This is a genomic window from Gordonia sp. L191 (assembly GCF_030077625.1).
Taxonomy (GTDB): Bacteria; Actinomycetota; Actinomycetes; order Mycobacteriales; family Mycobacteriaceae; genus Gordonia; species Gordonia polyisoprenivorans_A.
The window spans coordinates 51373-76416 of record NZ_CP125996.1; the positions used below are offsets into that span (position 1 = coordinate 51373).

General features: G+C 67.3%; 30 protein-coding genes. 19 read left to right on the plus strand and 11 right to left on the minus strand.

What is annotated here, in order from left to right; translation table 11 throughout:
• Window positions 1-14: 14 nt before the first annotated feature.
• From QNM97_RS00245 to QNM97_RS00255, 3 genes are all read left to right on the plus strand, one after another.
• Complete coding sequence (locus QNM97_RS00245; RefSeq protein WP_208796344.1) at window positions 15-461, plus strand: Hsp20/alpha crystallin family protein; 447 nt, start codon at window positions 15-17, stop codon at window positions 459-461.
• 64 nt (window positions 462-525) lie between these two features.
• On the plus strand, window positions 526-705 hold the full coding sequence (locus QNM97_RS00250; RefSeq protein ID WP_208792868.1) for a hypothetical protein: 180 nt from the start codon (window positions 526-528) through the stop codon (window positions 703-705).
• A gap of 138 nt (window positions 706-843) precedes the next feature.
• Entirely contained in the window at window positions 844-1320 is a 477-nt protein-coding gene (locus QNM97_RS00255) for a glutathione peroxidase (protein ID WP_006367966.1), read from the plus strand.
• Window positions 1321-1416: 96 nt separating this feature from the next.
• Here QNM97_RS00255 and QNM97_RS00260 read toward each other — a convergent pair whose 3' ends face one another.
• Window positions 1417-2466, minus strand: coding sequence for an NAD(P)-dependent alcohol dehydrogenase (locus QNM97_RS00260; RefSeq protein WP_283821071.1), 1050 nt, complete (start codon window positions 2464-2466; stop codon window positions 1417-1419).
• Between the two features lie 171 nt (window positions 2467-2637).
• The gene (locus tag QNM97_RS00265) at window positions 2638-3297 is read right to left on the minus strand and encodes a hypothetical protein (RefSeq protein ID WP_283821072.1); all 660 of its coding nucleotides are present in this window, start codon (window positions 3295-3297) and stop codon (window positions 2638-2640) included.
• Between the two features lie 40 nt (window positions 3298-3337).
• Here QNM97_RS00265 and QNM97_RS00270 point away from each other — a divergent pair, with 40 nt between their 5' ends.
• The 6 genes from QNM97_RS00270 to QNM97_RS00295 all read left to right on the plus strand — a co-directional run bounded on the left by QNM97_RS00270 (window position 3338) and on the right by QNM97_RS00295 (window position 9041).
• Window positions 3338-4186, plus strand: coding sequence for a siderophore-interacting protein (locus tag QNM97_RS00270; RefSeq protein WP_283821073.1), 849 nt, complete (start codon window positions 3338-3340; stop codon window positions 4184-4186).
• A 182-nt stretch (window positions 4187-4368) separates the two neighbouring features.
• Window positions 4369-5289: a metal ABC transporter solute-binding protein, Zn/Mn family gene (locus QNM97_RS00275; protein ID WP_283821074.1), complete on the plus strand. Its 921-nt coding sequence runs from the start codon at window positions 4369-4371 to the stop codon at window positions 5287-5289.
• A 4-nt stretch (window positions 5290-5293) separates the two neighbouring features.
• Window positions 5294-6097, plus strand: coding sequence for a metal ABC transporter ATP-binding protein (locus QNM97_RS00280; protein ID WP_283821075.1), 804 nt, complete (start codon window positions 5294-5296; stop codon window positions 6095-6097).
• 7 nt (window positions 6098-6104) lie between these two features.
• Window positions 6105-6998 carry a metal ABC transporter permease gene (locus QNM97_RS00285; protein ID WP_283821076.1) on the plus strand — a complete coding sequence of 298 codons (894 nt, stop codon included), beginning with the start codon at window positions 6105-6107 and terminating at the stop codon, window positions 6996-6998.
• Window positions 6998-7858 carry a metal ABC transporter permease gene (locus QNM97_RS00290; RefSeq protein WP_283821077.1) on the plus strand — a complete coding sequence of 287 codons (861 nt, stop codon included), beginning with the start codon at window positions 6998-7000 and terminating at the stop codon, window positions 7856-7858. The genes QNM97_RS00285 and QNM97_RS00290 overlap by 1 nt, the downstream gene beginning before the upstream one ends.
• Window positions 7859-7949: 91 nt before the next feature.
• Entirely contained in the window at window positions 7950-9041 is a 1092-nt protein-coding gene (locus QNM97_RS00295) for a GGDEF domain-containing protein (RefSeq protein ID WP_283821079.1), read from the plus strand.
• On the opposite strand, the gene QNM97_RS00300 is transcribed toward QNM97_RS00295, so the two are convergent.
• Entirely contained in the window at window positions 9001-10008 is a 1008-nt protein-coding gene (locus QNM97_RS00300; protein WP_283821080.1) for an acrylyl-CoA reductase family protein, read from the minus strand. The two genes, QNM97_RS00295 and QNM97_RS00300, sit on opposite strands and share 41 nt — an antisense overlap.
• 182 nt (window positions 10009-10190) lie before the next feature.
• Between QNM97_RS00300 and QNM97_RS00305 the strand changes: the two genes are divergently transcribed.
• The 8 genes from QNM97_RS00305 (at window position 10191) to QNM97_RS00340 (ending at window position 15231) form a co-directional block, all read left to right on the plus strand.
• Window positions 10191-10607 (plus strand): cupin domain-containing protein, encoded by a 417-nt coding sequence (locus tag QNM97_RS00305; RefSeq protein WP_283823340.1) that lies wholly within the window; start codon window positions 10191-10193, stop codon window positions 10605-10607.
• Between the two features lie 46 nt (window positions 10608-10653).
• Window positions 10654-11490 carry an SDR family NAD(P)-dependent oxidoreductase gene (locus tag QNM97_RS00310; protein WP_283821081.1) on the plus strand — a complete coding sequence of 279 codons (837 nt, stop codon included), beginning with the start codon at window positions 10654-10656 and terminating at the stop codon, window positions 11488-11490.
• Window positions 11491-11529: 39 nt separating this feature from the next.
• Window positions 11530-11961 (plus strand): PPOX class F420-dependent oxidoreductase, encoded by a 432-nt coding sequence (locus QNM97_RS00315; protein WP_283821082.1) that lies wholly within the window; start codon window positions 11530-11532, stop codon window positions 11959-11961.
• 142 nt (window positions 11962-12103) lie between these two features.
• Complete coding sequence (locus QNM97_RS00320) at window positions 12104-12382, plus strand: hypothetical protein (protein WP_283821083.1); 279 nt, start codon at window positions 12104-12106, stop codon at window positions 12380-12382.
• Window positions 12379-13350 (plus strand): FAD:protein FMN transferase, encoded by a 972-nt coding sequence (locus QNM97_RS00325; protein ID WP_283821084.1) that lies wholly within the window; start codon window positions 12379-12381, stop codon window positions 13348-13350. The genes QNM97_RS00320 and QNM97_RS00325 overlap by 4 nt, the downstream gene beginning before the upstream one ends.
• Window positions 13350-13925: an iron reductase gene (locus QNM97_RS00330; RefSeq protein ID WP_283821085.1), complete on the plus strand. Its 576-nt coding sequence runs from the start codon at window positions 13350-13352 to the stop codon at window positions 13923-13925. The genes QNM97_RS00325 and QNM97_RS00330 overlap by 1 nt, the downstream gene beginning before the upstream one ends.
• Window positions 13922-15004, plus strand: coding sequence for an NADH-ubiquinone oxidoreductase-F iron-sulfur binding region domain-containing protein (locus tag QNM97_RS00335; protein WP_283821086.1), 1083 nt, complete (start codon window positions 13922-13924; stop codon window positions 15002-15004). The genes QNM97_RS00330 and QNM97_RS00335 overlap by 4 nt, the downstream gene beginning before the upstream one ends.
• The gene (locus QNM97_RS00340) at window positions 15004-15231 is read left to right on the plus strand and encodes a ferredoxin (RefSeq protein ID WP_079932312.1); all 228 of its coding nucleotides are present in this window, start codon (window positions 15004-15006) and stop codon (window positions 15229-15231) included. The genes QNM97_RS00335 and QNM97_RS00340 overlap by 1 nt, the downstream gene beginning before the upstream one ends.
• Window positions 15232-15243: 12 nt before the next feature.
• On the opposite strand, the gene QNM97_RS00345 is transcribed toward QNM97_RS00340, so the two are convergent.
• From QNM97_RS00345 to QNM97_RS00370, 6 genes are all read right to left on the minus strand, one after another.
• A complete protein-coding gene (locus tag QNM97_RS00345; RefSeq protein WP_283821087.1) occupies window positions 15244-15717 on the minus strand; it encodes a DUF2231 domain-containing protein in 474 nt (157 codons plus the stop codon).
• 102 nt (window positions 15718-15819) lie between these two features.
• Complete coding sequence (locus QNM97_RS00350) at window positions 15820-16869, minus strand: ABC transporter permease (protein ID WP_283821088.1); 1050 nt, start codon at window positions 16867-16869, stop codon at window positions 15820-15822.
• Window positions 16870-16936: 67 nt separating this feature from the next.
• Window positions 16937-18010, minus strand: coding sequence for a pyridoxal phosphate-dependent aminotransferase (locus tag QNM97_RS00355; protein WP_283821089.1), 1074 nt, complete (start codon window positions 18008-18010; stop codon window positions 16937-16939).
• Entirely contained in the window at window positions 18007-19053 is a 1047-nt protein-coding gene (locus QNM97_RS00360; RefSeq protein ID WP_283821090.1) for a 3-oxoacyl-ACP synthase III family protein, read from the minus strand. Before QNM97_RS00360 ends, QNM97_RS00355 begins: the two co-directional genes overlap by 4 nt.
• The gene (locus QNM97_RS00365) at window positions 19050-19715 is read right to left on the minus strand and encodes an SRPBCC family protein (RefSeq protein WP_283821091.1); all 666 of its coding nucleotides are present in this window, start codon (window positions 19713-19715) and stop codon (window positions 19050-19052) included. Before QNM97_RS00365 ends, QNM97_RS00360 begins: the two co-directional genes overlap by 4 nt.
• Window positions 19712-21397 (minus strand): thiamine pyrophosphate-binding protein, encoded by a 1686-nt coding sequence (locus QNM97_RS00370; RefSeq protein ID WP_283821092.1) that lies wholly within the window; start codon window positions 21395-21397, stop codon window positions 19712-19714. Before QNM97_RS00370 ends, QNM97_RS00365 begins: the two co-directional genes overlap by 4 nt.
• 160 nt (window positions 21398-21557) lie before the next feature.
• Between QNM97_RS00370 and QNM97_RS00375 the strand changes: the two genes are divergently transcribed.
• The gene (locus QNM97_RS00375) at window positions 21558-23075 is read left to right on the plus strand and encodes a sensor histidine kinase (RefSeq protein ID WP_283821093.1); all 1518 of its coding nucleotides are present in this window, start codon (window positions 21558-21560) and stop codon (window positions 23073-23075) included.
• On the opposite strand, the gene QNM97_RS00380 is transcribed toward QNM97_RS00375, so the two are convergent.
• Window positions 22992-23663, minus strand: a complete 672-nt coding sequence (locus QNM97_RS00380; protein ID WP_283821094.1) for a response regulator transcription factor — start codon at window positions 23661-23663, stop codon at window positions 22992-22994. The genes QNM97_RS00375 and QNM97_RS00380 overlap by 84 nt on opposite strands.
• Window positions 23664-23753: 90 nt before the next feature.
• A complete protein-coding gene (locus QNM97_RS00385) occupies window positions 23754-24743 on the minus strand; it encodes an iron-containing redox enzyme family protein (RefSeq protein ID WP_283821095.1) in 990 nt (329 codons plus the stop codon).
• Window positions 24744-24805: 62 nt separating this feature from the next.
• Between QNM97_RS00385 and QNM97_RS00390 the strand changes: the two genes are divergently transcribed.
• Window positions 24806-25042 (plus strand): CDGSH iron-sulfur domain-containing protein, encoded by a 237-nt coding sequence (locus tag QNM97_RS00390; RefSeq protein ID WP_283821096.1) that lies wholly within the window; start codon window positions 24806-24808, stop codon window positions 25040-25042.
• The last annotated feature ends 2 nt before the right edge of the window (window positions 25043-25044 follow it).

Below are 25044 nucleotides of genomic sequence, written 5' to 3' on the forward strand. Positions count from 1 at the left end.
AGGAGGTGAGTGCTGTGCTTCGTTTTGATCCGTTCAGTGATGTCGACGCGCTTGCTCGGGGATTGATGACCGGCTCGATGGCCGGCAGTCAGCGCGCCCCGCGGTTCATGCCGCTCGATCTGTACAAGGTCGGCGATCACTACATGCTGATCGCCGACATGCCCGGCGCCGATCCCGGATCGATCGACGTCAACGTGGACAACGGTGTGCTGACCCTCTCGGCGCAGCGCAGCGCCCCGTCGGACGACGGAGTGCAATGGCTGGCCAGTGAGCGGTTCTCGGGGAGCTATCGCCGCCAGATCACCCTGGGCGACGGCATCGACCCGGCCCGCATCTCGGCGACCTACGACAACGGTGTGCTGCATGTGAGCATCCCGCTCGCCGAGGAGGCCAAGCCGCGCAAGATCGCCGTCGAGACCAAGAGCGATCCGCACGCGATCGCGGCCGGAACCCCGGGCTGAGACTCCGCGCGGACCGAGGCAGCCCATGGCCGGCCGGGAACCGATGACCACGCAGGAGGTTGTGATGAACATGCCCGCGCACGAACCGATTCCGAAGGCCGACGAGGCCGACTGGGTGGAACAGACCGTCGAGGTCACCGACGACTCCGGTGTCGAGGAGTATCCGTACACGCCCCACGATGACGGTCCCGACACCCAGGCGGAGCCGATCCCCGGTGAGCAGCGCACGCCCGGTTCGCGCTGACACCCGGATCCCGCATCCCCGATGGGGAATCGATGGCGGTGGCGTCACCGACAAACGGTGGCGTCACCGCCGTCACCGTATGAACGGGCGGGCGTAGGCTCGATGTGACGTCACCGACATACGACCCCGGGGGATCTCGTGACCACTGCCTACGACTTCACCGCCACCGACATCGACGGCAATCCCGTCGATCTGAGCACCTATCGTGGCCATCCGCTGCTCATCGTGAACACCGCCTCCAAATGCGGATTCACACCCCAGTATCAGGGTTTGGAGAAGCTGCACCGCGAGTACGCCGACCAGGGGCTGGTGGTCCTCGGATTCCCGTGCGATCAGTTCGCCCATCAGGAGCCCGGTGACGAGGACGAGATCAAGAACTTCTGCTCGTTGACCTACGACGTGACCTTCCCGATGTTCGCCAAGGTCGACGTCAACGGCGACGACGCCCATCCGCTGTATCAGTGGCTGCGTCAACAGAAGTCGGGAATTCTGGGCAGCCGGGTCAAGTGGAACTTCACCAAGTTCCTCGTCGACAAGTCGGGTGCGGTGGTCGCGCGGTTCGCGCCGACGGTCAAGCCGGAAAAGCTCACCGACGATATCGACAAAGTGCTCTGACGTCGGCATATCGAGCACGAACGTCTCGGACAACAACTGCGGGGCACCGGTATGTACCGGTGCCCCGCAGTTCTCTCCGCGATGCGGTGTGCCGTATCAGTCGGCGAAGGTCGCCGCGTCGATGACGAAGCGGTAGCGCACGTCGCTGTCGACGACGCGATCGTAGGCCTCGTTGATCCCATCGGCGCTGATGGTCTCGATCTCGGCGCCGATACCGTGCTCGGCACAGAAGTCGAGCATCTCCTGGGTCGGGGCGATGCCGCCGACCATCGATCCGGCCAGCGAGCGCCGGTTGTTCAACAGCGGGAATGCCTTGAACTGCAGAGGATTCTCGGGCAATCCGAGTTCGACGAGGGTGCCGTTGACCGCGAGCAACGAGAGGTACTGGTTGAGGTCGAGGTTCACCGACACGGTGTTGAGGATCAGATCGAACTCGTTGCGCAGTGTGCGGAAGGTCGACTCGTCACTGGTCGCGTAGTAGTGATCCGCGCCGAACCGCTTGCCGTCCTCCTCTTTTCGCATCGACTGGCTGAGTACGGTCACCTCGGCACCGAGGGCGTGGGCGATCTTGACGCCCACGTGCCCGAGCCCGCCCATGCCGATGATGGCGACCTTCTTGCCCGGTCCGGCGCCCCAGTGCTTCAACGGCGAGTACAGCGTGATGCCCGCACACAGCAGTGGGGTTGCCACGTCCAGCTCCAGGCCGTCGGGAATCCGCAGCACGAAGTCCTCGGTCACCACGACCTGCTGGGAATAGCCGCCGTGGGTGAACTCACCCTCGTAGGTGGTGGAGTTGTAGGTTCCCACAGCACCTTTCACGCAGTACTGTTCGTCACCGTCCTTGCAGGGGCCGCACTCGCCACAGGACTGGACGAAACAGCCGACGCCGACGCGGTCGCCGACCTTGTGCCGGGTGACCTCGGAACCGACCGCTGAGACGGTGCCGGTGATCTCGTGGCCGGGAACCACCGGATAGGTGGTGCCGCCCCACTCGTTGCGGGCGGTGTGGATGTCGGAGTGGCAGATGCCCGCGTAGGCGATGTCGATGAGAACGTCGCGCGGCGCGAGGTCCCGACGTTCGATGGTGGTCTTCGACAGCGGCTGGTCGGGTGCGGTGGCGATGTAGGCGTTGACGGTGGTCGTCACGGGTGTCCTTCCCGAGCGCACGCCGGAACCCGAGGGAGGTCGGGGGAGTGGCGCGGCTCTACTCGATTGCCTGCACCATCCATTGTGCTCACATATGGCCGCGCGCGCATACTCGCAGCGCACACCGTCGCGGATGCCGGTCCGGGGTGATTTGCGGAGATCGCGCCAGGTCTACGTTCGACGCCACCGCGGTCCGGGATCCACGTCGAGTCCGGCAACGTGCAGCGACCCCACAACGAGGGCCTTGACGGTCCATCGGAGGTCGGTCTCGATGTCGTCGTCGGGGAGGTCGGCGCGTGCGCTCGACGGTCGTTTCTCCCACCCGTAGGAGGCGTAGACGGTATCGGCCAGTGCGACAGCGGCAAACGCGATGCCGGAGAGCAGGGTCCGCGCGGTTGCCGGGTCCAGGTCGTACACCGCGGCGACGCGATGGTGGTGCGCGCCGATCTTGGCGACCATCGTCGCGGTGGTGTCGGTACGACGGGTGAGAAACGAGGTGATGCCGGGGTGGTGGTGCGCGAGCAGACGTATCGACAGCGCGAAGTCGAGGAGGTACTCGTGGATCGGGAGGGTCGGGTGCGGGTCGGGGATCGACCAGTCGAGAAAGATCTGCTCGGCGATGAGTGTGCGCAGTTCGCCGAGGCCGTCCACGTGTTTGTACAACGCCGCCTGGGTCACCCCGAGCTGCTTGGCCAATCCGGCGAAAGTGACTGCGGGCAGCGTCATCTCGATTCCCGTGGCGATGATGCGGGCACGGTCGAGGGTCGGTGGGCGGCCCCGACGCCGAGGTGGCGCCGGGGCGTCGGTGCCGAGGCTTGCCTTCTCGTCCATAATTTGTATAGTACCCATAAACTAATTGATGGGAGCGCGTATGGCCACCGAGTTCGCCACCCCGTCCGCGGGTTCGGGTGACCCCGACGAGACATCACTGCGCGGCGACGAGCACCGCAGTGGGCTCGCCGACGTCACCGCACGGGTGGTGCGCATCACGCGCCCCAGCGCCGGACTGCTGCGTGTGGTGCTGGACATCGGTGAAGCGGCTCGGGATTCGACGTGGGCGCGGCCGAATGTGGCTGTCCGGATCGGCCTCGACGACGCCGAGGCCCGTTCCCGCGTCTACACCGTGCGTGACGCCGACCTCGACGCGGCACGGATCACACTCGACGTGGTACAGCACGATGCCGACAGCCTGATGATGCGATGGAGCACGGTGCTTCGTGTCGGCGATGCCGTCGAGCTGACCGGACCGCGTCCACACTTCCTGCCGCCGGACGGCGGTGCGCGGGTCGCGCTGTTCGCCGATGATTCGGCGCTTCCCGCGCTCTACGAGATCCTGCGGGTCTGGCCCGAGGGGCGGTCGGCGATCGCCGTCGTGCAGAGTGACGACGACGTGGCGGTCGGTGAACTGGTGTCCGGTGCGCAGGTCCGTATCGAGCAGGTCTCCGCCGAACCCGGCTCGTTGGTGCGCTCGGCGACCCGGATCGCCGATCCCACCGATCTGGTCGTCTGGGCCGCCGGTGAGCGCGACGAGATGCGGTCGCTGCGAGCGTATTTCCGCTCCACCCTCGGCCTGGCAAAGGATCGGACCGCGGTGTTCGGCTACTGGCGACGCGGTGTGAGCAACACCGAGATCGATCGGGTCCGCTTGCGGACCTATAACTCGTTGACGGCGCAGGGCAAGACGCTCGCCGATCTCGACGACCTGGCCCTCGAGGTCTGATCGACTGTCTCCAACGGTCGTCGAAAATACATGCGCGCCAGCACATCTGGTACTTATCACCCGATAGGCGATCTTCTTCGCATATCGCCCGACGGGGTGGCCGCCGGACGGTTCGCGTCGTACTCTCCTCCTGTTAATGGTTGTCGTTGCCAGTAGGGCGTGAAGCCCGGGACGGATCGAAAGTGCGCATCAGCAGAATGGCGGTGTCGGCGGTGGCCGCCGCGGCGGTGGTGATCGGTATCGCCGGATGTTCGAGTTCGTCGAGCGGGTCCGACGACTCGACGATCCACGCCGTGGCGGCGGAGAACGAGTACGCCGACGTGCTCTCGCAGGTCGGCGGGCACTACGTGTCGGTCTCGGCGATCATGAGCGACCCCAACACCGATCCGCACACCTACGAGGCGAGCCCGGCAGTGGCCAAGGAACTCCGCGACGCGACGCTGGTGGTGCAGAACGGGCTGGGCTACGACGACTTCATGTCCAAGCTCGAGCAGGCGTCCCCGGTCAACGGGCGTAAAGTCGTTGTCGCGCAACAGGTGCTCGGACTCCCGGACTCCACCCCCAATCCGCACCTGTGGTACGACCCCAAGACGATGCCGGCGGTGGCCAAGGCCATCGCCGACGATCTCGGCACGCTGCAACCCGCCCACAAGGACGAGTTCGAGAAGAACGCGGCGGCGTTCACCGCCTCGCTGCAGCCCTGGCTGACCGCCCTGGCGAGCTTTGCCAAGACCCACCCCGCGACACCGGTTGCCGTCACCGAGCCGGTCGCCGACTACATGCTGCAGGCGGCAGGCACCGACATCAAGACGCCCTGGACGCTGCAGGCGGCGATCATGAACGACACCGACCCGTCGCCTCAGGACTCGACGCTGCAGGATTCGCTGCTGAGCGGCAAGCAGGTCAAGGTCTTCCTCTACAACCAGCAGGTCACCGACGACACCACCAGCAAATATCTGGCACTGTCCAAGTCGCACGGCATTCCGGTGGTCGGCGTGTACGAGACGATGCCCACCGGCTACACCTACCAGCGGTGGATGACCGCCGAACTCGACGCCATGTCCAAGGCCGTCACCGACGGCACCTCGACCGAGAAACTCTGAGCCGGTGGGAGGGCCCGCGGACTCGATTGTGCTCGCCGCGCGCAACATCCGGGTGAGTCTGGGCGGCCAGCCGGTGCTCGACGACGTCTCCGTCGAGGTGGCGCCGGGAGAGTTCGTGGGACTGATCGGCGCCAACGGTGCCGGGAAGACGACGCTGTTGCGCGTGTTGCTCGGAGTGCTGCGGCCGAATTCCGGGCAGGTACATCGGCCCCCGCGTGGCGCGATCGGGTACCTCCCGCAGAAGGTCGGCGTCGACGCCGACACCCCGCTGCGGGCCCGCGACATCGTGGCCCTCGGCATCGACGGCGGGCGACTCGGTATACCGCTGCGGCGCAGCAGGTTACGGCCCGTCGTCGACGAGGCGCTCGACGCGGTGGGCGCGTCGCGCTTCGCCGACAAGCGCATCGGCGAGCTCTCCGGGGGACAACAGCAACGCGTCCTGCTCGCGCACGCGCTGATCCGGAAACCGCAACTGCTGCTCCTCGACGAACCGTTGGCCGGCCTCGACCCCGGCAGCGCCTCGGACATCGTGGATCTCCTCGACACCTTGCGCCGCACCACGGGGGTGAGCATCGTGATGACCGCCCACGACATCAATCTGCTCCTGCCGGTGATGGATCGCGTGGTGTACCTCGCCGGCGGCACGGCCGTCGACGGCCGCCCCGACGAAGTGATCACCACCGAAGTGCTCAGCGGGCTCTACGGACGACCCATCCGCGTCATCCGCACCGACGGGCGAATCCTGGTGCTCGCCGACGACCGGATGTCGTCGCCCGGGCTCGTCACGCACGACGAGCTCGGGGTGTAGGGGCCTCATGAGCAGCAACGAGTGGTTCACCGGGTTCTTCACCACCGAATCGGTCCAGACCGCATTGCTGGTGGGTGGTTTCGTCGCCGCGGTCGCCGCCGTCGTGGGCGTCTTCACCGTCGTGCGTGGGCAGTCCTTCGCCGGTCACGCACTCGCCGACCTCGGTGCCGTCGGCGGTTCGGCGTCGTTCCTCCTCGGTATCAGTCAGCTCTGGGGATTCGTCGGGGCCGGCGTTCTCGCGGCACTTCTCATGGAGGCCATCGGGATTCGCCGTATCCAGGGTCGCGACGTGGCCACCGGGGTGATCCTCGGGTTCGGTCTGGGCCTGACCTCGCTGCTGTTGTATCTGGCGACCACCAACGGTTCCGGCGCGGCACACGACGCCACGGTGTCGGTGCTGTTCGGATCGCTGTTCGTCATCGATCGGGCACTGGTGCCGGTCGTCGTCGCCCTCGGCCTCGTTGCACTCGCCCTGGTGGCGGCCATGTACCGGTGGCTGCAACTCGGCCTCGTCGACCATGACCTCGCCACCGCCGCCGGCGTGCGAGTTCGACTGTCCGGCTGCGCCTTCCTGATCGCCTTGGCCCTGGCGGTGGAGTTGTCGTCACTGACGATCGGCGTCATCCTGTCCACCGCGTTGCTCATCGGGCCACCGGCGACCGCGCTGCTGGTGACCCGACGGTTCTCCACCGCGATCCTGCTCTCGGTCGCGCTCGGCGTGATCACCACCTGGCTGGGCTGTCTGCTCTCCTACGAGAGTCACTATTGGGCTGGTACGCACGGCAATTGGCCGGTCAGCTTCTGCATCGTGACACTGGTGTTCCTCGCCTACCTCCTCGCGCGTGTGGTGTCGGCCGGCCGCCGACGCCACGTCCCCGTCGCACTACCGGTGCCGAGCTGATGTTCGAGCCGTTTCTGATCAATGCCTGGATCGCCGGCACCCTCGTCGGGATCATCGCGGGAGTGGTGGGGTTCTTCGTCGTCCTGCGCGGGGATTCCTTTCTGGCGCATGCCGTTCCGCACGGCGCCTTCGCCGGTGCCGCGGCCGCTGTCCTGGTGGGCGCCAACCCGCTGCTCGGTCTGGGCGTCGCCGCCACCGCCGGTGCGATGACGATCTCCGCGCTGGGGGCGCGCGCCCGACGTGATGTGGCGACGGCGCTGGGCCTCGTGCTCATGTTGGGGCTCGGTGAGTTCTTCCTCAGCCGCGGCGACCAGTACTCCTCGCAGGTGTACGCGCTGCTGTTCGGGCAGATTCTCGGAGTGTCGACGATCGCCATCGTCCCGATGGTGGTTCTCGGTGCGCTGTGCGTGCTGACGGTGGCCGTCGTGTACCGGCCGCTGCTGCTCGGCTCGGTGCTGCCCGACATGGCGGCCGGTCACGGCGTCGACACCCGGTACACCTCGATGGCCTTCGCGCTGGTCCTGGCATGTGCCACCACGATGAGCGTGCCGATCGTCGGGGCCCTACTGATGTTCGCCCTGCTCGTGGGTCCGGCGGCGACGGCCCGATGCTTCACCCGCAGCCCGGGTCGGTCGATCGCGGCCTCGGTGGTGCTGTCGGTCGGTGCGGTGTGGGCCGCCATCGCCCTGTCGGTGCAGACCGATTGGCCGATCGGGTTCTTCGTCACCGCGATCTGTGCCGCGATGTACATCGTCGGACGGGCCGCCTCCGTCGTCTCGGCACGACGCGTCGGACGGGCCGTGCGAAAACCGGATCGGCCTCTGCGGACATCGCGCAGGTACTCCACAGCCACCCCGTGACGGTCCTCACGCTGTGAATAAAGTCGTCTATACGTCCGCGCATCGGTGGTTCGCTATCGTCTAGCCCATCCATCAGGCCGACGAGGAGACGGTGAGTTCCGCACTGCAGAGGATCACGCGCACGACGGTGGGTTTGTCGACGCTGAACTTCTCGCTGGTGGCGGCGGTGACGCTGTTCGATCCGACGCGCGGGCCCGTCGGCGACCTCGGGCGTCCGTGGGTCATCGCGTGCATCGTCGCCGATGTCGTCGTGGCGGTGGTCTGGTTGGTCAGCGACGTGATGACGCGCGGCGTGGCCGCACGAGCCTTCGGGATCTGGGCGGACGTCGGGACCGCGTCGGTGCTGATCACCTTCGCCGACCCGGGTGAGGCGCTGGTGGGGTGTGTTCTGTTCGCCGTGACCGGAGCGTTTTTCACGTTCTATCTGCCGCGGACGTGGATGCGTGTCCACGTCACCTTCGTCCTGTGTTTCATCGTGCTGATGGCGGTGTTGTCGGTGCGCGACGGCATGAACTGGCCGACCGTCATCGCTCGCACCGACGTGGTGATCGCCGGTGTGCTCGGCCTGCCGATGACCATCCAGATCGTGTGGGCTTCCCAGCGGCGTCGTGCCCGGCTGTCGGAGGTCGACGCACTCACGCGCATTGCCAACCGCCGTGGCCTCGACCGATACGTCGAATCGGTTTCCCGGATGCAGCACGACGGTGTCCTGGCCGCGATGGTCATCGACGTCGACTACTTCAAGTCGGTCAACGACGAGCACGGCCACGACACCGGCGATCGGGTGCTGGTGGCTGTGGCACAGGCCCTCGTCGAGGCCGTCGGTGATGCCGGGACCGTCGCCCGCAACGGCGGTGAGGAGTTCGCGGTGTTCCTCGCCCTCGACGCCGCATACGAACTCGATGCGACGACAGCACTCATGCCGGTGCGCGTCACGGTTCCGGGGATCGCGCCGGTCGGCCTCAGTATCGGGGTGGCGTCCCTGTCGCTTCGGGCACCGCAGGAGATGGAAGCCTCGACCGCCTGGCGTCTTCTGGCCGCCGCGGACGAGGCGATGTATCGGGCGAAGGCGCGGGGTGGGGCGCGCATCGAGAGTGTGGATCTCGCGGCACCCCGCCCTGACGCCGGCTTCTCAGACGTTGTCAGTCGTCGCCGAGGACTCGCACGACGGTGCGTCCGGTGAGCTTGCCGCCCTTGATCTGCTCGAGCGCCGCGGGCAGCTCGTCGAGTCCGATCTCGCTGATGACGCGGTCGAGATGCGTTGGGCGCAAATCGCTTTCGATGCGCGACCAGATCGACCGGCGCAACTCCGCGCCGATGAGCACCGAGTCGATTCCGAGTAGTGCGACCCCGCGGAGGATGAACGGCATCACCGTGGTCGGCAGATCCGCACCGCCGGTGAGGCCGCTCGCGGCGACCGCACCACTGTGGTTCATGGTGCTCAGGACATACGCCAGGGTCTTGCCGCCGACGCAGTCGACCGCACCTGCCCACACCGACTTGCCGAGCGGCCGGATCTTCGTCTCGTCGTCCACGAGCCGTCCGATGACCTCGGTCGCCCCGAGTTCGCGCAACAGGGGTTCGGCGTCGGGTTTACCGCTCGATGCGGTGACGGTGAAGCCGGCCCCGGCGAGAAGATCGACGCTCACCGCGCCGACACCGCCGGAGGCGCCGGTGACGAGCACCGGTCCGTCGTCCGGGCGCACGCCGTGATCGAGCAGCGCGGCGACGCTCATCGCCGCGGTGAAGCCGGCGGTTCCGATGGCGGCGGCCTCGCGGGTGCTCAGTGATCGCAGCGCGACCACCTGTGTAGCGGGTACGCGCGCATAGTCGGCGTAGCCGCCGTTGGCCTCGGTGCCGATCGGTCCGCCGTGCGCGACGACCCGATCACCGGGGGCGAAATCGGGGTGATCGGAGGCCACGACCTCCCCGGCGACGTCGATCCCCGGAACGATCGGATACGTGCGGACCACCCCGCCGCGCGGGGTGACCGCGAGCGCGTCCTTGTAGTTGACGCCCGAGTAGTGCACGGCGATCGTCACCTCGCCGTCGGGAAGATCGTTCGCGGACAACGTGGTTCGGTCGAGGGAGATCTGTCCGTCGGCCTCGGTGGCCAGCAGGGCGGTGAAGTTCTCTGGCGTGCTCGTCATCGTGGTCCTCCGTTGGGCGTTGATGGTCGCTTCTCCAGTGATGGTAGGCACCGGTGCGCACGAGGGCAGGGCCGGTACTCGCGCACCGGCCCTGTCAATCGCTCCCGCTGCCGATTGTGTCCGGGTACGGTCCGTACTTGAGGTCACTCACCCGCGTCCTGGTCGTCCTCGCCGCGTTGGCCATGCTCGGGGCCGTGATACCCGCAGCAGCGCAGGCCACGCCGTCGTCGGGTGTCACGGCGGTGACCCTGGCCGAAGGTGACATACCCGCCGGCCTGCTGCCGTTCGTGCCGCGCGGGGTGCATGTGGCGGTCCGGGAGATCACCATCGCGCCCGGCGGAAGCACCGGCTGGCATTATCACGACGGGGAATTGATCGGGTTGGTGCGGGCCGGCACGCTGACCCATCCGGGCGCCGATTGCACACCCGTCGTCTACCACACCGGGGACATCATCAAAGAGCCTGCAGGACAAGCAAATACTCACGTGGGCCGAAACCTCGGCACCGGGCCGGTGGTGCTCGACGTGCTCTACCTGATCCCCCTGGGCAAGCCGTTGTTCGAGGATGCGCCCGCACCGGCATGCGACGCACCTCGCTGACCACCTCCCGGATGGCGCCCACATCACCGAAAGTGACTGTCACACCATGAGTCCGCGCACAACCATCATGATCACCGGTGCCAGCGACGGGATCGGGGCGGTCACCGCCCGAACCCTCGCGGCACCCGATGTCGACCTGATCCTCGTCGGACGCTCCGCCGACAAACTCGACGCCGTCACCGCCGACACCGGTGCGGTGGGATTCACCGCCGACTATGCGCAACTCGACAACGTCCGCCGGCTCGCCGAGAAGATCCGCGAGCACACCGACCACATCGACGTACTACTCAACAACGCCGGCGGTACCTTCGATCCCCGGCACGCCACGCCCGACGGGCACGAGCCCAACTTCCAGATCAACCATCTCGCACCGTTTCTGCTCACCCATCTGCTCCGAGATCGGCTGGCGGCGCCGGACGCCTGCCTGGTGGTCAACACCGCCAGCGTCGGCAACCTCGCCGGCCACGTCGACCTCTCCGATCTCGACTACCGACGCCGGCGCCCCATCGGCCTGCGTTGTTACGGCACCGCGAAGCTGATGAACATCCTGTTCACCCGTGGCATCGCGCAACGGTGGAGCGACGATGGGATCGTCTCCGCCGCAGTACATCCCGGTCCCGCGGCGACGAGTTTCGGTCGTGACTCGGCGTTCGTCGGACTCCTGTATCGCACACCGCTGCGCCACATCGGGACCATCACACCCGACAAGGGCGCGCAACCGCTGATCGAGTTGGCCCGCCGCGGCCCCGACCCGGACATCAACGGGGTGTATTTTCATCGACACAAAGCCAAGGGACCCGAGAACCGCCAAGCTCACGATCAAACACTGATCGACGGATTGTGGTCGGCGTCGGCACAATTGGTGGGGGTCGATCCCGGCTGAGCTCTACCACCATGAACCCGAACACTCCGAGGAGAACAGATGTCCCGTCCACCGCTTCCCGAGCCCGCCCGCGAACTGTTGGCCAAGGCCAACCCCGCGGTCATGGCGACCGTCCGATCCGACGGCGCGCCCGTGTCGGCGGCCACGTGGTACCTCCTCGACGGCGACCACGTGCTGCTCAACATGGACGACGAACGTGTCCGGCTGCGGCATCTGCGCAACGACCCGCGGGTCACGCTGACGGTCCTCGCCGAGGACAGCTGGTACACGCACGTGACGTTGATCGGTGAGGTCGTCGACTTCCGCGCCGACGACGGGTTCGCCGACATCGACCGCATCTCCCGGCACTACGGCGGCCAGCCGTACCCCGACCACGAGCGGCCCCGGACCACCGCGGTGATGGCTGTGCACCGGTGGTACGGCTGGGGCGCCATGCAGGACAACGACCAGGCGTCACCGACCACCGACTGACCGCGGGACCCCGAGGCGGGGGAGGACAGCAAGCTGGAACGTCGCATTCAGCGGCCCTTCAGCAACGCTTCGCACAATGAGTGGACAACCGCCGGTGACCTGTCGATCACGGTGAACGACCCGGCGGTGCCAGGAGTTGCCCGTGCCCACCCCACCACCCCTTGTCCATGCCCGCTGGATCACCACCGGGGTGTGCGCCGGAGCAGTCGTCGCGACCGGCGCCATCGCCGGCGGACTGGCCTTGAGCGGCGATTCGCACGCCGCGACCACCTCGACCGTCACCACCGCCCCGACCGGCACCACCGCCCCGACCACGTCGTCGTCACCCGACACCGGTGACAACGACGGATCGGGCTGGACGCCGACCGCTCCCGCGCAGACCACCGAGAGCGCCCCGCACGCCCACACGGGTGCGTCATGACCACCACCACCGCCGCCGGACCGGCGGTGTATGCGACATCGCTGCGCGCGATCGGCACCGACGTACGGGTGGTCGTGACCGAGCCGGCGGCGCTACCGCAGGCACGCGAGTTGCTCGTCGTCGCGCTCGCAGAGCTCGACCTGGCCGCCTCGCGGTTTCGTCCCGATTCCGAACTGTCTCGCACCAACCGTCTGGCAGCGACGGCGGCAGGCGGTGGGCGCGAACAACTGACGGTGACCGTGTCACCCGAACTGGCCGAACTCCTCACCGTCGCACTGCGCGTGGAGAACCTGACCGACGGCCTGGTGACCCCCGCGACCGGTGCTGCCCTGGTGGCCGCTGGATATGACGCCGACCTCGACGTGGTGCGGCGCAGAGAGCCCACGACGGAACCCGGCCGCCCCCAGCCCATTCCGACACCCCGCATCGGGCTCACCGGATGTCGGGTGACCCTGCCGGCAGGCACGATGCTCGACCTCGGGTCCAGCGCGAAGGCCCATGCCGCGCAACGGTGTGCGAATCGGATCGCCGAGTGTGTCGGTGGCGGCGTGCTGGTCGACCTCGGCGGCGACATCGGCTGTGCGGGAACACCTCCGCGTGACGGATGGCGGATCGGCGTGCGTGACTGGACCGGCCGCACCCGACAGACGGTGTGTGTCCATGACAATCAGGCCTTCGCCACCTCGTCCACCCGCGTGCGGACCTGGCGGCGTGGCCGAACGATCGTGCACCACATCATCGATCCCCGCACCGGCACACCGGCGCGAACCCCGTGGGCGCAGGTCACCTGTATGGCCGCCGACACCGTCCTCGCCAACGCTGCCTCGACGGCAGCGGTGATCGTCGCCGACGATGCACCGGAGTGGTTGACGCGCAGGAGAATACCGGCACTTCTCGTCGACCACGACGGTCACGGGTATCGGGTCGCCGGATGGCCGCCGGAGACCTCGACCGGTGAGGCGATCTGATGGACAGCACCTGGTTGTGGTACTTCTCGCGAGCCGCCGGGGTGATCACCCTGCTGATGTTCACCGGAGTGCTCGTACTCGGCGTACTCACCGCGGGTGACGGCATCCGGTCGGCGCGCACGACGACGGTCGTGACCGCGGTGCATCGTGCACTTGCGATGGTGGCCATCGTGTTCCTCGGGGTGCACGTGCTCACCGCGGTCCTCGACACCTACGTGCATGTCGGCTGGTGGGCCACACTGGTGCCGCTGGCATCGGGTTATCAGCGGATGGAGGTGGCGTTCGGAACCGTCGCCGCCGACCTCGCACTCGCCGTGATCGTGAGTTCGGTTCTGCGGTACCGAATTCCCGAACGGTGGTGGCGTTCCATCCACTGGGCCACCTACGCGGTGGCGGTGTGCGCACTCACCCACGGACTCCTGATGGCGGCCTCCGATACCCCGGTGCTCACCGGGATCACCATCGGCGCCACGGTGCTCGCCGCGCTGGCCGTGGTGTGGCGCCTGTTGAAACCCGCGCTGACAGCGCACAGCCGACCGTCTCGATCGGCGATTCCGATGCGGGAGTGGACATGACCGATCTCATCGACCTGGTGACCCGCGCAGGGCTCGGCGGTCGCGGCGGCGCGGGATTCTCGACAGCGATCAAACTGCGTGCCGCACAGGAGCACAACGCGATGGTGGTGATCAATGCCTGTGACGGGGAGCCGGGGGCGGCCAAGGATGGCGCCGTGATCGCGCGACATCTCGACGAGGTGCGCGCGGCCGCGCACCGCATTGCCGAGGACAACACGTTGATCGCCGCCCACCGAGGATCGGACACACTCGCCCGGCTGCAGGCCGCCGGAGCGAGGTGGCTTGAGGTGCCGAATCGCTATGTGGCGTCCGAGGAATCGTCGTTGGCATCGCTCGCTGCCGGCGGCCCCGCGCAGCCCCTGATGCGATTCTCGCCGATCACCTCCGGCGCCCGCGACGCCGCCGGCCGTCCGATCGCCCCCACCGTGGTGTTCAACGCCGAAACGGTCTGGCGCATCGAGCAGATCGCGCGGCGTGGACCGGAGTGGTTCCGGTCGTACGGTACCGACGACGAACCGGGGCCTCGGCTGGTCACCGTCGGCGGCGTGGTCCGTCGCCCGGGTGTGTACGAGACGGCGGCCGGGGTGAGCCTCGCCCACCTCCTCGATCTGGCGGGCGGGCTGACGGGCCCTTCGGAGTTCCTGTGGCTCAACGGAGTCGGCGGTGGCCTGCTGCCGACTCGCGCGGCGCAGGCGGTGCGATGGTCACGTGCGGGTCTGCGTCCGCACGGTCTGGGAGTCGGTTCGGCGATCGTCCATGCGGTTCCCGCCCACACGAACATCTGGGAGCTGGTGACCGGTGTGGTGGAACGGGCGATCGGCGACTCCGCGGGACAATGCGGCCCCTGCGTGTTCGGTCTGCCCGCATTGGCCGAGGTCGTGCACCGGGTGATCGAGGGGCGTGCAACCGTCGCGGACCGCCGACTGCTCGCCCGGCGACTGTCGTTGCTGCACGGGCGTGGGGCGTGCCGTCATCCCGACGGTGTGGCCGGGTTCGTCGAATCCGCGTTGCGAGTGGCCGGTCACCGTCTACCCGCGCCCGCCGCGTTCTCGACCCCCACCGATGGCGAGGTCGCGTGATGTCGATCCGTGATCGTCTCGCCGGAGTCGCCGCTCCCGATACCGATGCCCGGCTCGCCGTGGACCGGATCGCCTGCGAGGGGCGCGGGATCTGTTCGGAGCTGCTGGCGCCGGCCTTCACCTCGGATGAGTGGGGATATCCCATCGTGCACGACGAGCACGTCGACGCCGACCTTGGTGCGACCGCGATCCGGCTGTGTCCGGTGCGGGCGTTGCGCTGGCGGTGAACCGCGGGGTGCTCAGTCCACCCATACCGACCGGGCGCCGGCGTCGCCCACCAGGACTACCATCACGAGCGTGCCGACGGCGACGACGAGCGTCGCCGCGGCCAGGATGACCGTCGTCATCCGGATGACCCGAGTCGACGGCCGCCACGGCACACGGGACAGGATGCGTTCGTCATGCGCCGCCCACCACAGCACGGTGAGCGCGAACAGTGTTGCCACCCAGGCGATCATCTGATCGCCGAGCTCGGCATGGCGGAGGAGGTCGGGGTTGGCGGCGACGTGTTTCTGCAAGGCCTCGCCTGCCGAGGTGGTCAATGGTGTGACGACGACGGCGATCGTGGCGACGAGTAGCGGCACGATACCGAGACGGCGTCGAGCGCTCGGCCAGGCAGCACTGGCGCCGGCGAGCAATGCGGCGAGCGGAATCGCCACGACCGCGAGGTGAACGAACAGGGGATGCGCAGGGATGCCGTTGATCGTGTCCATGGGCCAGAAGTGTTGCGCTCCTACGCTGAAGGATCGCTGAAAAGCCGACACCCACACCCGGTTTCGGTGATCCGGTGAATCCGTCCGGGCGTGACCGGCCCGTCAGGCTGAGGCGGGGGCGGACGCGTGGTCCGGCGAGGCGCCGGGGGTGGTGGGAGAACGGTGTTGCCTGACCAGGTAGACACTGGTGCTCAACACAGTCCAGACCGCGAGCACCACGAAGGGTGCCGCGTGCTGGTGATGGGGAAAGTAGATGGCGGTGTGCAAGGCACTGACCGTCGAACCCGGCGGAAGCCACCCACCGATGCTCGCCAGGATGCGCGGCAGCAGCGGCCACGCCACCGAACCGCCCGACGACGGGTTGCCGAGCAGGATCATCACCGCCCACGTCGGCAGGATTGCCCACCGGCCCATCAGCGAACTGAACATCGTGCAGATCATGCCGCACGTGAACATGGTGAACGCCACGATGAACCAGGCCTCGAAGAACGGCAGATCGAGCGTGGCCACCACCCGGTCGACGGTGAAGGTCACCAACAGCCCGCCCAGAAGTGAGTAGGCGCCCGTGAATCCGATACGCTCCCACGGTTTCAGCGCGGCCGCGTGTACACCGAGCTGGATGGCGCCGACGAACCCGACGACGACCGCCGCGATCGTCATGTAGAAGACCGTCAGGCCATGCGGGTCGCCGTCCTGCAACGGATGCAGGTCCCGAACCGTGACCGTGTAGCCGGCGCGCTGTGCGGCGGGCGGAAGGGTATCGGTCAGCAATGATGCCACTGCCTGACCCGACGCGTTCGAGATGTCAAGGGTCATCGCCTGATTCGGCGCCGAGATCTCCACGATCGCGAACACCCGTTGCTCGGCCAGCTGGTCGACGCCGCTCGCCCGGTCGGCGACGGAGGTGATGTCGAGCGAGCTGCCGATCGCGGCCTCGAGATCCCTCTCGAGCATTCGTGACTGTGCGCTGGGAAGGTTGTCGACGACGGCGATCGGGATGCTCTCCGGCCGGGGATTGGCCGTCGCGTACGTGTAGGAACCGACGAACAGGGCCACCGCCACACTGCACAGCAGGGTGACCACGGTCGCCGGGAGGAAGCGCGACCCGCGGAAACGACGCCACTTCTCAGCGGTCTGCTCCAGGGTGCGCACCGTCCCAGCGTAGGGGAGCCGGTGGTGTTGCCGCGCGAGTCAGACCAACCGGACACCAGTACGCACCTCAGGCCGAGGCCGCCACCGTCTCCAGTGTTCGGATCACGCGCTCGGTGTCGTGCCGATCGCCGACGGTGATCCGAAGACCGTGTGGCCGATACGGTGTGACCGAAATGCCGCATGTAATGAGGACATCGCCGAGAGCGATGCCCTCGGCGCCGGGCAGGAACAGGAAGTTGGCGTGACTGGGCCATATGTGGGCGCCCGCCGCTCGCAATCTGTCGGCAAGGTATGTGCGTTCGATCCGCATCCGCCGCACCCGTTCGGACAATTCGTCCGAGCAGTCCAGGGTCAGTGGAACCGCGAGTTCGGCGAGCGATCCGACGGCGAAAGGCACTTCGTGAGAGCGGAGTTCGTCGATCAATGGAATCTGACCCACCCCGTACCCGACGCGCAACCCGGCAAGCCCATGTGCCTTACTGAACGTTCGTACCGCCACGACACGCCGGTGAGCCGCGAGCATGCTCTCGAGATCCGGTGCGGTGTCCGCGAATTCGAGGTAGGCCTGATCGATGATCACGGTCACGTCGTCGGGTAGCGCGGCACAGAAGCCGAACAACTCGGTGGAGTCGAGTACCGCGCCGGTCGGGTTGTGCGGTGAACACACCGCGACCGCGACGGTGTCGGGGCCGACCCGCTCGTACAGTTTCTGCAGGTCCGGACGTCCCCGCACATCGAGAGGCAGGCCGCGAAAGCGTAGCCCGAGACTGCCGGTGAGGATCGGGTAGCCGCCGAACGTGGGTACCGGCGTCAGCAATTCGGGCACCGATACGCCGCGTCGAGCACCGTGGCGCACGGCGCAGTGCAGCGCGGCGGCGAGCACGCCGGTGGCCCCCGGCCCCACCGTCACCGCGTCGTCGTCGACGCCGAGATGTCCGGCGATGGTGTGCCGCGTCCGATGCGGCAGAAACTCGGGATAGCGGTTGAGTGAGGGCACCGCATCGGTCAAGACGCGCGCCAGGCTCGGTAGCGGGCCGTATGCGGACTCGTTGAGATCGAGCGGTACCCGTTGCGGTGCAACAGGTCTCTGCGGTGATATCCGCAGGGGCGGATCGGGTGCCGAGTGCAGGTGGCGGGTCACCGTCTGCCGGCCCAGCGGACGGCGGTGGCCGCGGCGAAGTCGCCGGCGTGGGCGAATGCCGACATCATCACCACGTCGCCAGGCCGGATACGCCCGTCGTCGATCGCGGTGTCGAGGGTCGCGGGAACACCGACGGCGAACAGGTTGCCGCACTCGTCGAAGGTGTCGGGGTGACGCTCTTCGGGGAGTTCGAGTGCTTCGCGCCAGTTGCGCAAGAAGATCCGGTTGGGCTGATTGGTGATGAACCAGTCCAGCGCCGACGGAGCGATGCCGATCGCATCGGCCACCTCGATCGCCACCTCGGGAACCATGCGGTTACCGCGCGCGAGCACCTTGGTGATGCGTGACTCGGTGAAACCGATGTGGATCTCTCCGGGCCCGGCCTCCCAGTATTTCCGAGGCGGAGACGACACCGACGCCATGTCCGCCGAGTACTCACCGAAGGAGTGGGCGGCCGACCCGAGAACCGGCGACCCGTCGTCGCCGAGAGTCAACAGTGCTGCGGCCGAACCGTCGCCGGGGATGGCGGCCTGGGCTTTGCCGCGTACCTGCTCCTGGGTGAAGATCTGCGCCGCACTGTTCTGTGCGAGCGCGATCAACGCCGTTCCACCACCCTCGGCGCGAAGCAACGAACCGGCGATGTCGATCATGTGCATGAACGCCGCACACCCCGCGTTGTGGACGTCGAGGACGGTACGGGGCCGCAATCCCAGCCGATGCGCGAGCTCGCCACCACAACCGCGCACCGGGACCTCGGGCAGCTGACTGTGGGTGAGGACGATGCTGACGTCGTCGAGGTACTCGGCCCCATGGCGATCGGTGAGAATGCCTGCCGCCGAGACCATCATGTCCGCCGAGGTCTCTCCGTCGGCGGCGTGATGGCGAAAGGCGGGCGCCGCGAACATCACGTTGTCGGCAAGGTCGTCGTCGGCGGCATACCGGGCGAAATAGTCGGCCGGGACCCGGTTGTCGGGGAGATAGGCTGCCAGATCACGCAGGACCACCGGTGGGCGGGTCGTATCGGGCATGGTCGAGGCGGTCATGACGTCATCCATTCCGGGGTGAGGGGCAGGTTGTTGTGATGGCGGAACTCGGCGATCGCCCTGAGATTGTCGAGCTCGAGTTGGTGTCCGGCAGAGAACATCTCCCAGAAGTCACCGACCCACACCGGACGATCGGGCGGCGCGGTGTCGGGGTAGGGATTCTCGTCGTAGAAGGGGTGCCGGCAGTTGTTCCAGAGCACCACCGAACCGGGGCGGTTCAACACCACCTGCGCATCGACGACTCGCATCAGGTAGATCATCCAGAGGTGATCACCTTGATCCCATGCGCAGTGATAGTCGACGGTCATCGCGTTCGGGTCGGCGATGGTGCGGGTGTAGATGTCGGTGTTGTCGCCGAGGCGGTCCTGGGCGACCCACAGGCCGGGCTCGTCGGTTTCGGTGAATCCGCGCAGACTGTAGGTCCACTCTTCCAGTGAGCGGGTGTCGGCGAGCCACTCGTAGAGTTCGCGGGGTGGCGCGTCCACGAATCCCTGTACCGGACAGAAGTCCCCGTAGATCTTGTCGTGCGGGTACACCGAGCGGAGCATGTCGACGATGATCGGGGTCGCCACCGTGCGGGGGTGGGTCTCGACGCGGATGAGCCCGTCGATGTCGGCGATGCGGTCCCCGAGATCGGCGAGCGGGGCGGGCTGACTGGTCATGCAGAGTCCTCTCGGGGAAGGAAGGGGGCAAACGGTGCGATCTCATCGCTGTGGCATTCGACGACGAGACAATTGGGTCCGGGCTCGGCGAACAATGCCGCACAGGCCAGGCCGGTGTCGGTGGCATCGCGGGGATGGCTGACGGTCACCCCCGCGAACATTGCCGCCAGGGCGCCGGCGATATCCGACGAGCGAAACCTGTTGACACTGGCTGTCTCCGGGAAGTAGAGACTCTCCCGGGTCACGCACATGCCGTGGGCGTTGTTGTTGAGGACGATCAGGGTGACCGGGGCGTCATACTCCACGGCGGTGTGAAACTCCATGCCGTGCATGAAGAACGCACCGTCGCCGGCGATCACCACGCTTCGTCGAGACGGATCGTCGATGGCGGCCCCGATCCCCGCTGCGATCGCGTATCCCATGCCGCCCATGCCGAGGGCGACGGTGAAGCGTCCGGAGCGCCGAGGGGTCAGATGGTGCACCGCAGCCGCTCCCACGTTGCCCGCATCGGCGAAGACGCGTGCATCGTGGGGTAGCTGTGCCGCTATCGCCGCCATGAGAGCCGGCAGCGTCGGCAAGGACGAGTGTGCGACGGGCGGCGTCACCAGGTGATCGATACTGATCTGCGATGTCCCGGGAGCCGGGCTCGACGTCGATTTGTGGGTCGCCAGCTGACGCGAGAGATGCTCGAGCGCGGTGTCGATCGAGGTAACGGCGATGGTCTTGCTCGGGAGGCGAGGGCCGTGTACGCCAATGTGATACAGCTCGGTGGTCTCCAGGAGGTCGTCGAGTCCTGCCCGATCGGTGACCGTCATCCGGGTACCCAGCGCCAGGCACACGTCCGCATCGGCGAGAGCGCGTCGCGCCGAGGGGTGGCCCATCACTCCGGTCACCCCGGCGTGTCCGGCGGGGTCGGCGATCGCATCGGCACCGCCGGGGGCTGCGACGATCGCCGCTCCGAGCATGCTCGCGATCGTGGTGACGCGGCCGCCCGCCTCTGCGCGTGAGACGTCGTCGCCGACCCAGACACAGATCCGGGCGCCGCTCGCGGAGCGCTCGGCGAGCACGACGGCCAGTGCGTCGAGCGATGCCACCACATCCTCGGAGCGGTCCTGTGGGGTGATGGGGCCATGGTCGTTGATGGGGTGACGGCCGTTGCAGGGCTGCGCGGCAACATCTTTCGGTACGATCAACGCTGCGGGAAGGCCTCGCTGTAGTGCGATGGACGCGCCACGGAGTGCGGCGTCGAGATCAGAGACCGACCGCACTCGACCCGTGTAACCGGTGACGCCTTCGAGGACGGTGACGAGATCGATCGTGTCGGGTGGGTCGAGCATGTCCTGGAAGGCGCCGCGCGCGGTCAGTGTTGTCGGCGGCGCACCGATCACCGCGAGTACTGGTACTCGGCTGTCATAGGACTCTGCCAGCGCGGCAACCACATTCAGTGCACCGCCGCCGGAGGTGGTGACCACCATGCCCGGAGCGCCGGTCATCCTGGCAACTCCATCGGCCATGGCGCCCGCCGCGAACTCGTGCTTGGCGATCACCATCGGCATGCCCATCGTCTGGCCGGCGGCATAGAGATCCTCGATGTTGGCGCCGTGCACCCCGAAGGCGGTGTGAATTCCGAGCGCTCGCGCCACCTCGAGAATGCGGTGGGCAGTGGTGTGCGCGGCAAGCATGACGTCCACTCTTCGCCGGGCAACCTGAAGGCTTGCTGAATTCGGACGCTGGTCGGTGCGGGTGGCGTCGAATAGACTGTGCCTCAGTGTCGCGCCGGACGCGGTCCTACCGCACCATCACGATGTCCCCGCTTTCGGCCGACGCGGAACGGACGCCACCGTGGGTAGATCCCTCAGCTCGTTACTCCCCATCGCCCGATGGGGAGTGCGGGCCCAGTCAGCGCTGATCGCGGCCGTCGTCGTCGCGGTGGCTCTCGGAGTCGGGGGCATCGTGACGTTGTTCATGCTCCATCAGGCGAACACCGACGCGATGTATCGATCCACAGCGCGGCAGGCCTACCAGATAGCCACCGCCATCAGCCATGGTGGACCGGCGGCCGTCGACTCCGACGATCTCGCGCCCGGCGCGGGCGTCGATGTGATGCAGGTACTCGACTCGCAGGGGCACGTCGTCACCGCCTCTCCCGGAGCGCCCTCGGGGGCGGTCCGACTCGCCGGATACCAGCCGGCGGACTCTGCGGTGCCGGCCGACGATTCGCCGGTGTACGCCGATGATGTCTACATCCCCGGATTCCGCGGCGAGTACTGCGCGACCGCGGTGAGCACGTCGTATGCGGGGCGACGCTACACGGTGGTCGCACTGGATCGCGCGACCGGCATTCGCAGCAGCGAGTGGACGATGGCCGCGATCATGGCGATCGAGTTGCCGCTCGTCGTTGCATTGGGCGCCGCAGCGGTCTACTTCCTCGTCGGGCGATCGTTGCGACCGGTGTCGCGGATCGCCCGGCGAGTCGACGAAATCAGCGCAACCCGTCTCGGACAACGGGTTCCGGTGCCCGACGCGCACGATGAGATCAGGTCGTTGGCGCTGACGATGAACGGGATGCTCAGCCGGCTGGAATCCAACCACGACGCACAGCTCCGCTTTGTCGGCGACGCCTCCCACGAACTGCGCAGCCCCCTGACCACTGTCGTGGGACTGCTCGATCTCGCCGACGACACGCGCAGTGCGATCGATGTGCAGACGGTCCGGGCGGTGCTGCTGCCCGAGGCGAGGCGGATGCAACACATCGTCGACGATCTGCTCCTGCTCGCCCGCGCTGACGAGAGCGGCTTGGCAGTGATTCGGACCGACATCGACCTCGACGACATCATCGGAGCGGAGATCACCAGGCTTCGATCCTCGAATCTGGTTGCGGTGCACCCGGACATGACACCGATACGGATGGTCGGTGACCGTGACATGATCACTCGCGCCGTCCGGAATCTCACCGATAATGCGGTGCGATACGCTCGCTCTACGGTGACCCTGTCGCTCACCGCCGACTCCGGTGAGGCGATGATCGTCGTCGGTGATGACGGCCCAGGAGTGCCCGCCTCCGAGCGCGAGCGGATCTTCAACCGATTCGCTCGCGTCGATGCCGACCGGCGCCACGGGTCGGGTGCCGGGCTGGGGCTGGCCATCGTGCGCGAGATCGCCAATGCTCACGGCGGCCGGGTCACGGTGCACGACGGTCCCGCCGGTGGCGCCGAATTCGTTCTGCGACTGCCATTGCCGGAAACACCGGCGTCGGGGGATTACGATATCGCCGACTCAGTCCGGCCTCAGCCGGTACCCGGCACCCCGGACGGTCTCGATCGACAGGAGTCCGAACGGCTGGTCGATCCGTCGTCGTAGGTAGCCGATATAGACCTCGACGATGTTGTCGTCGCCGGTGTAGTTCTCATCCCACACCGACTGCAGGATGGATTGCTTGGAGATGACTTCGCCCTTGTGCCGCATCAGGTGTTCGAGGACGGAATATTCGCGGGGGGTCAGGCTGATGATCTGCCCGGATCGCGTCACCACCCGCTGTGCCGGATCGAGACTCAGTGTGCCGGCGGTGAGCACGGCCGGGCGTTCCCGACCGCCACGCCGCACCACCGCGCGCAACCGGGCTTTGAGGACCACCACCGAGAACGGCTTGACCAGGTAGTCGTCGGCTCCGTAGTCGAGCGCTTCTGCCTGATCGTATTCGCCGTCCTTGGCCGAGAGCATCACCACCGGCGTCCACACCTCGCGGCGACGTAGCTCCCGGACCACCTCGAACCCGTTGAGCCCGGGAAGGATGATGTCGAGGACGATCGCGTCGAACTCCTCAGCGCTCGCCACGGCGAGGGCCTCGATCCCATCGGCGCGCACCGTGACGTTCCATCCGCTGGTGGCCAGTACCCGCCGGACCGTCTCGGCGACGTTTGCGTCATCGTCGACGACCAGCACGCGCACGTAGCCTCCACTCGGATGTTCTGGTCCCCGACCTGACCGACTCTACCTTCGACCGCCGGTGGGGCCGGTGCGCGAGGACCCGCGGCCCGTTCAGGCTTCTGCGACCCTCCAGGAGCGGAGCAGGTGGCGGCCGACATCGGCGTCGAAGAGGATTGCCGCGCGGAAACCGGTGAGCACCTCCACCGATTGCCCGGGCTCACTGCGCAACAGCGGAATCGCCATGTCGTGGAGTGCTATCTGTTCGTGTACCGCGTCGGCTTCGACGTGCTCATCGAAGAACGCGGTTGCCGCCGCGCCGAGTCCCAGGCGGCGCAAACCCTCGGCGTAGCGCTTGTTGGGCAACGACGAGGTGCACTCCAAGGCGAGGAGGTGCCCGACGATGGCACCCCTGAGCCGACGCCGCGAGGCGAACAACGTCAGGGAGTTGATCCAGGCCAGCGTGACCGCAGGGAGGGCGTTGAGGTACGCCGCGTACTCGGTGTCGAGTCCGAGCGCCGCCATGGACCGGGCGAAGAGTGCGGAGTGCATGCGCTCTATCCGCCCGCCGCCGTACTCGTCGTTCTGGATCTCCACCAAACCAGCTTTGGCCTGCCCGGTCAGGCGGGGGATGGCGGTGGTGTGCGGGTCGGCTTCGCGTAGATGATAGAGGGATCGGTGCCTCAAGAAGTCCCGGTACTGTTCGACGGTTCCGTGGCTGCGCAGATGGGCCGACAGCGGGGGTGAGTCCAGCTCGGACAGGTCCTGGCTGATCTTTGACGCGAGATCGTCTGCACTGCAATGCATCACCGGACCAACGCGCTCACGGATCGCCCGCTCCAGCGCGTCGCCGAGGCGGTGACGGACGGCGGCCACATCAGGATGCTCATTCCACCTGTCGGACACACCGACGACGCCGCGCCCGTCGAGCTCGGCAAGTACGAACCAGGTGCGCTGCGCGTCGAGGTCGGCCAGTAGGTCTGTGCCCGTGGGCAGGTCGTCGAGAGCTGTGTCGATGGAGGGCATCCACGAGCGCCGGGCGGGTGGGTCCCGGCGGAGCATCACGGCGACGGTCTCACCCAGTGCGCCAAGAGGTTCGAGCATCGGGCATCCCGAGGCTGGTGCCGGGCCTGACATCAGCTGCCTCCGTCGCGCACAATGGATGAATGGCCAACCTGAAGTCCGGTTCTCATCACGTCGATCGCCGCAACCCGGCCCGTATCACGGTCACCCCGGCCGGACCGCTGGTGGTGCGCGGCGACGTGGAGATCGTTGATACCGAAGGTAACCCGATTCCACGACGGCGCGCGACGGTGGCGTTGTGTCGTTGTGGCCGTTCGGGAATCCAACCGTACTGCGACGGCAGTCACGCGATCGGCCGCTCGCCGATCCGCGGCGAATGAGC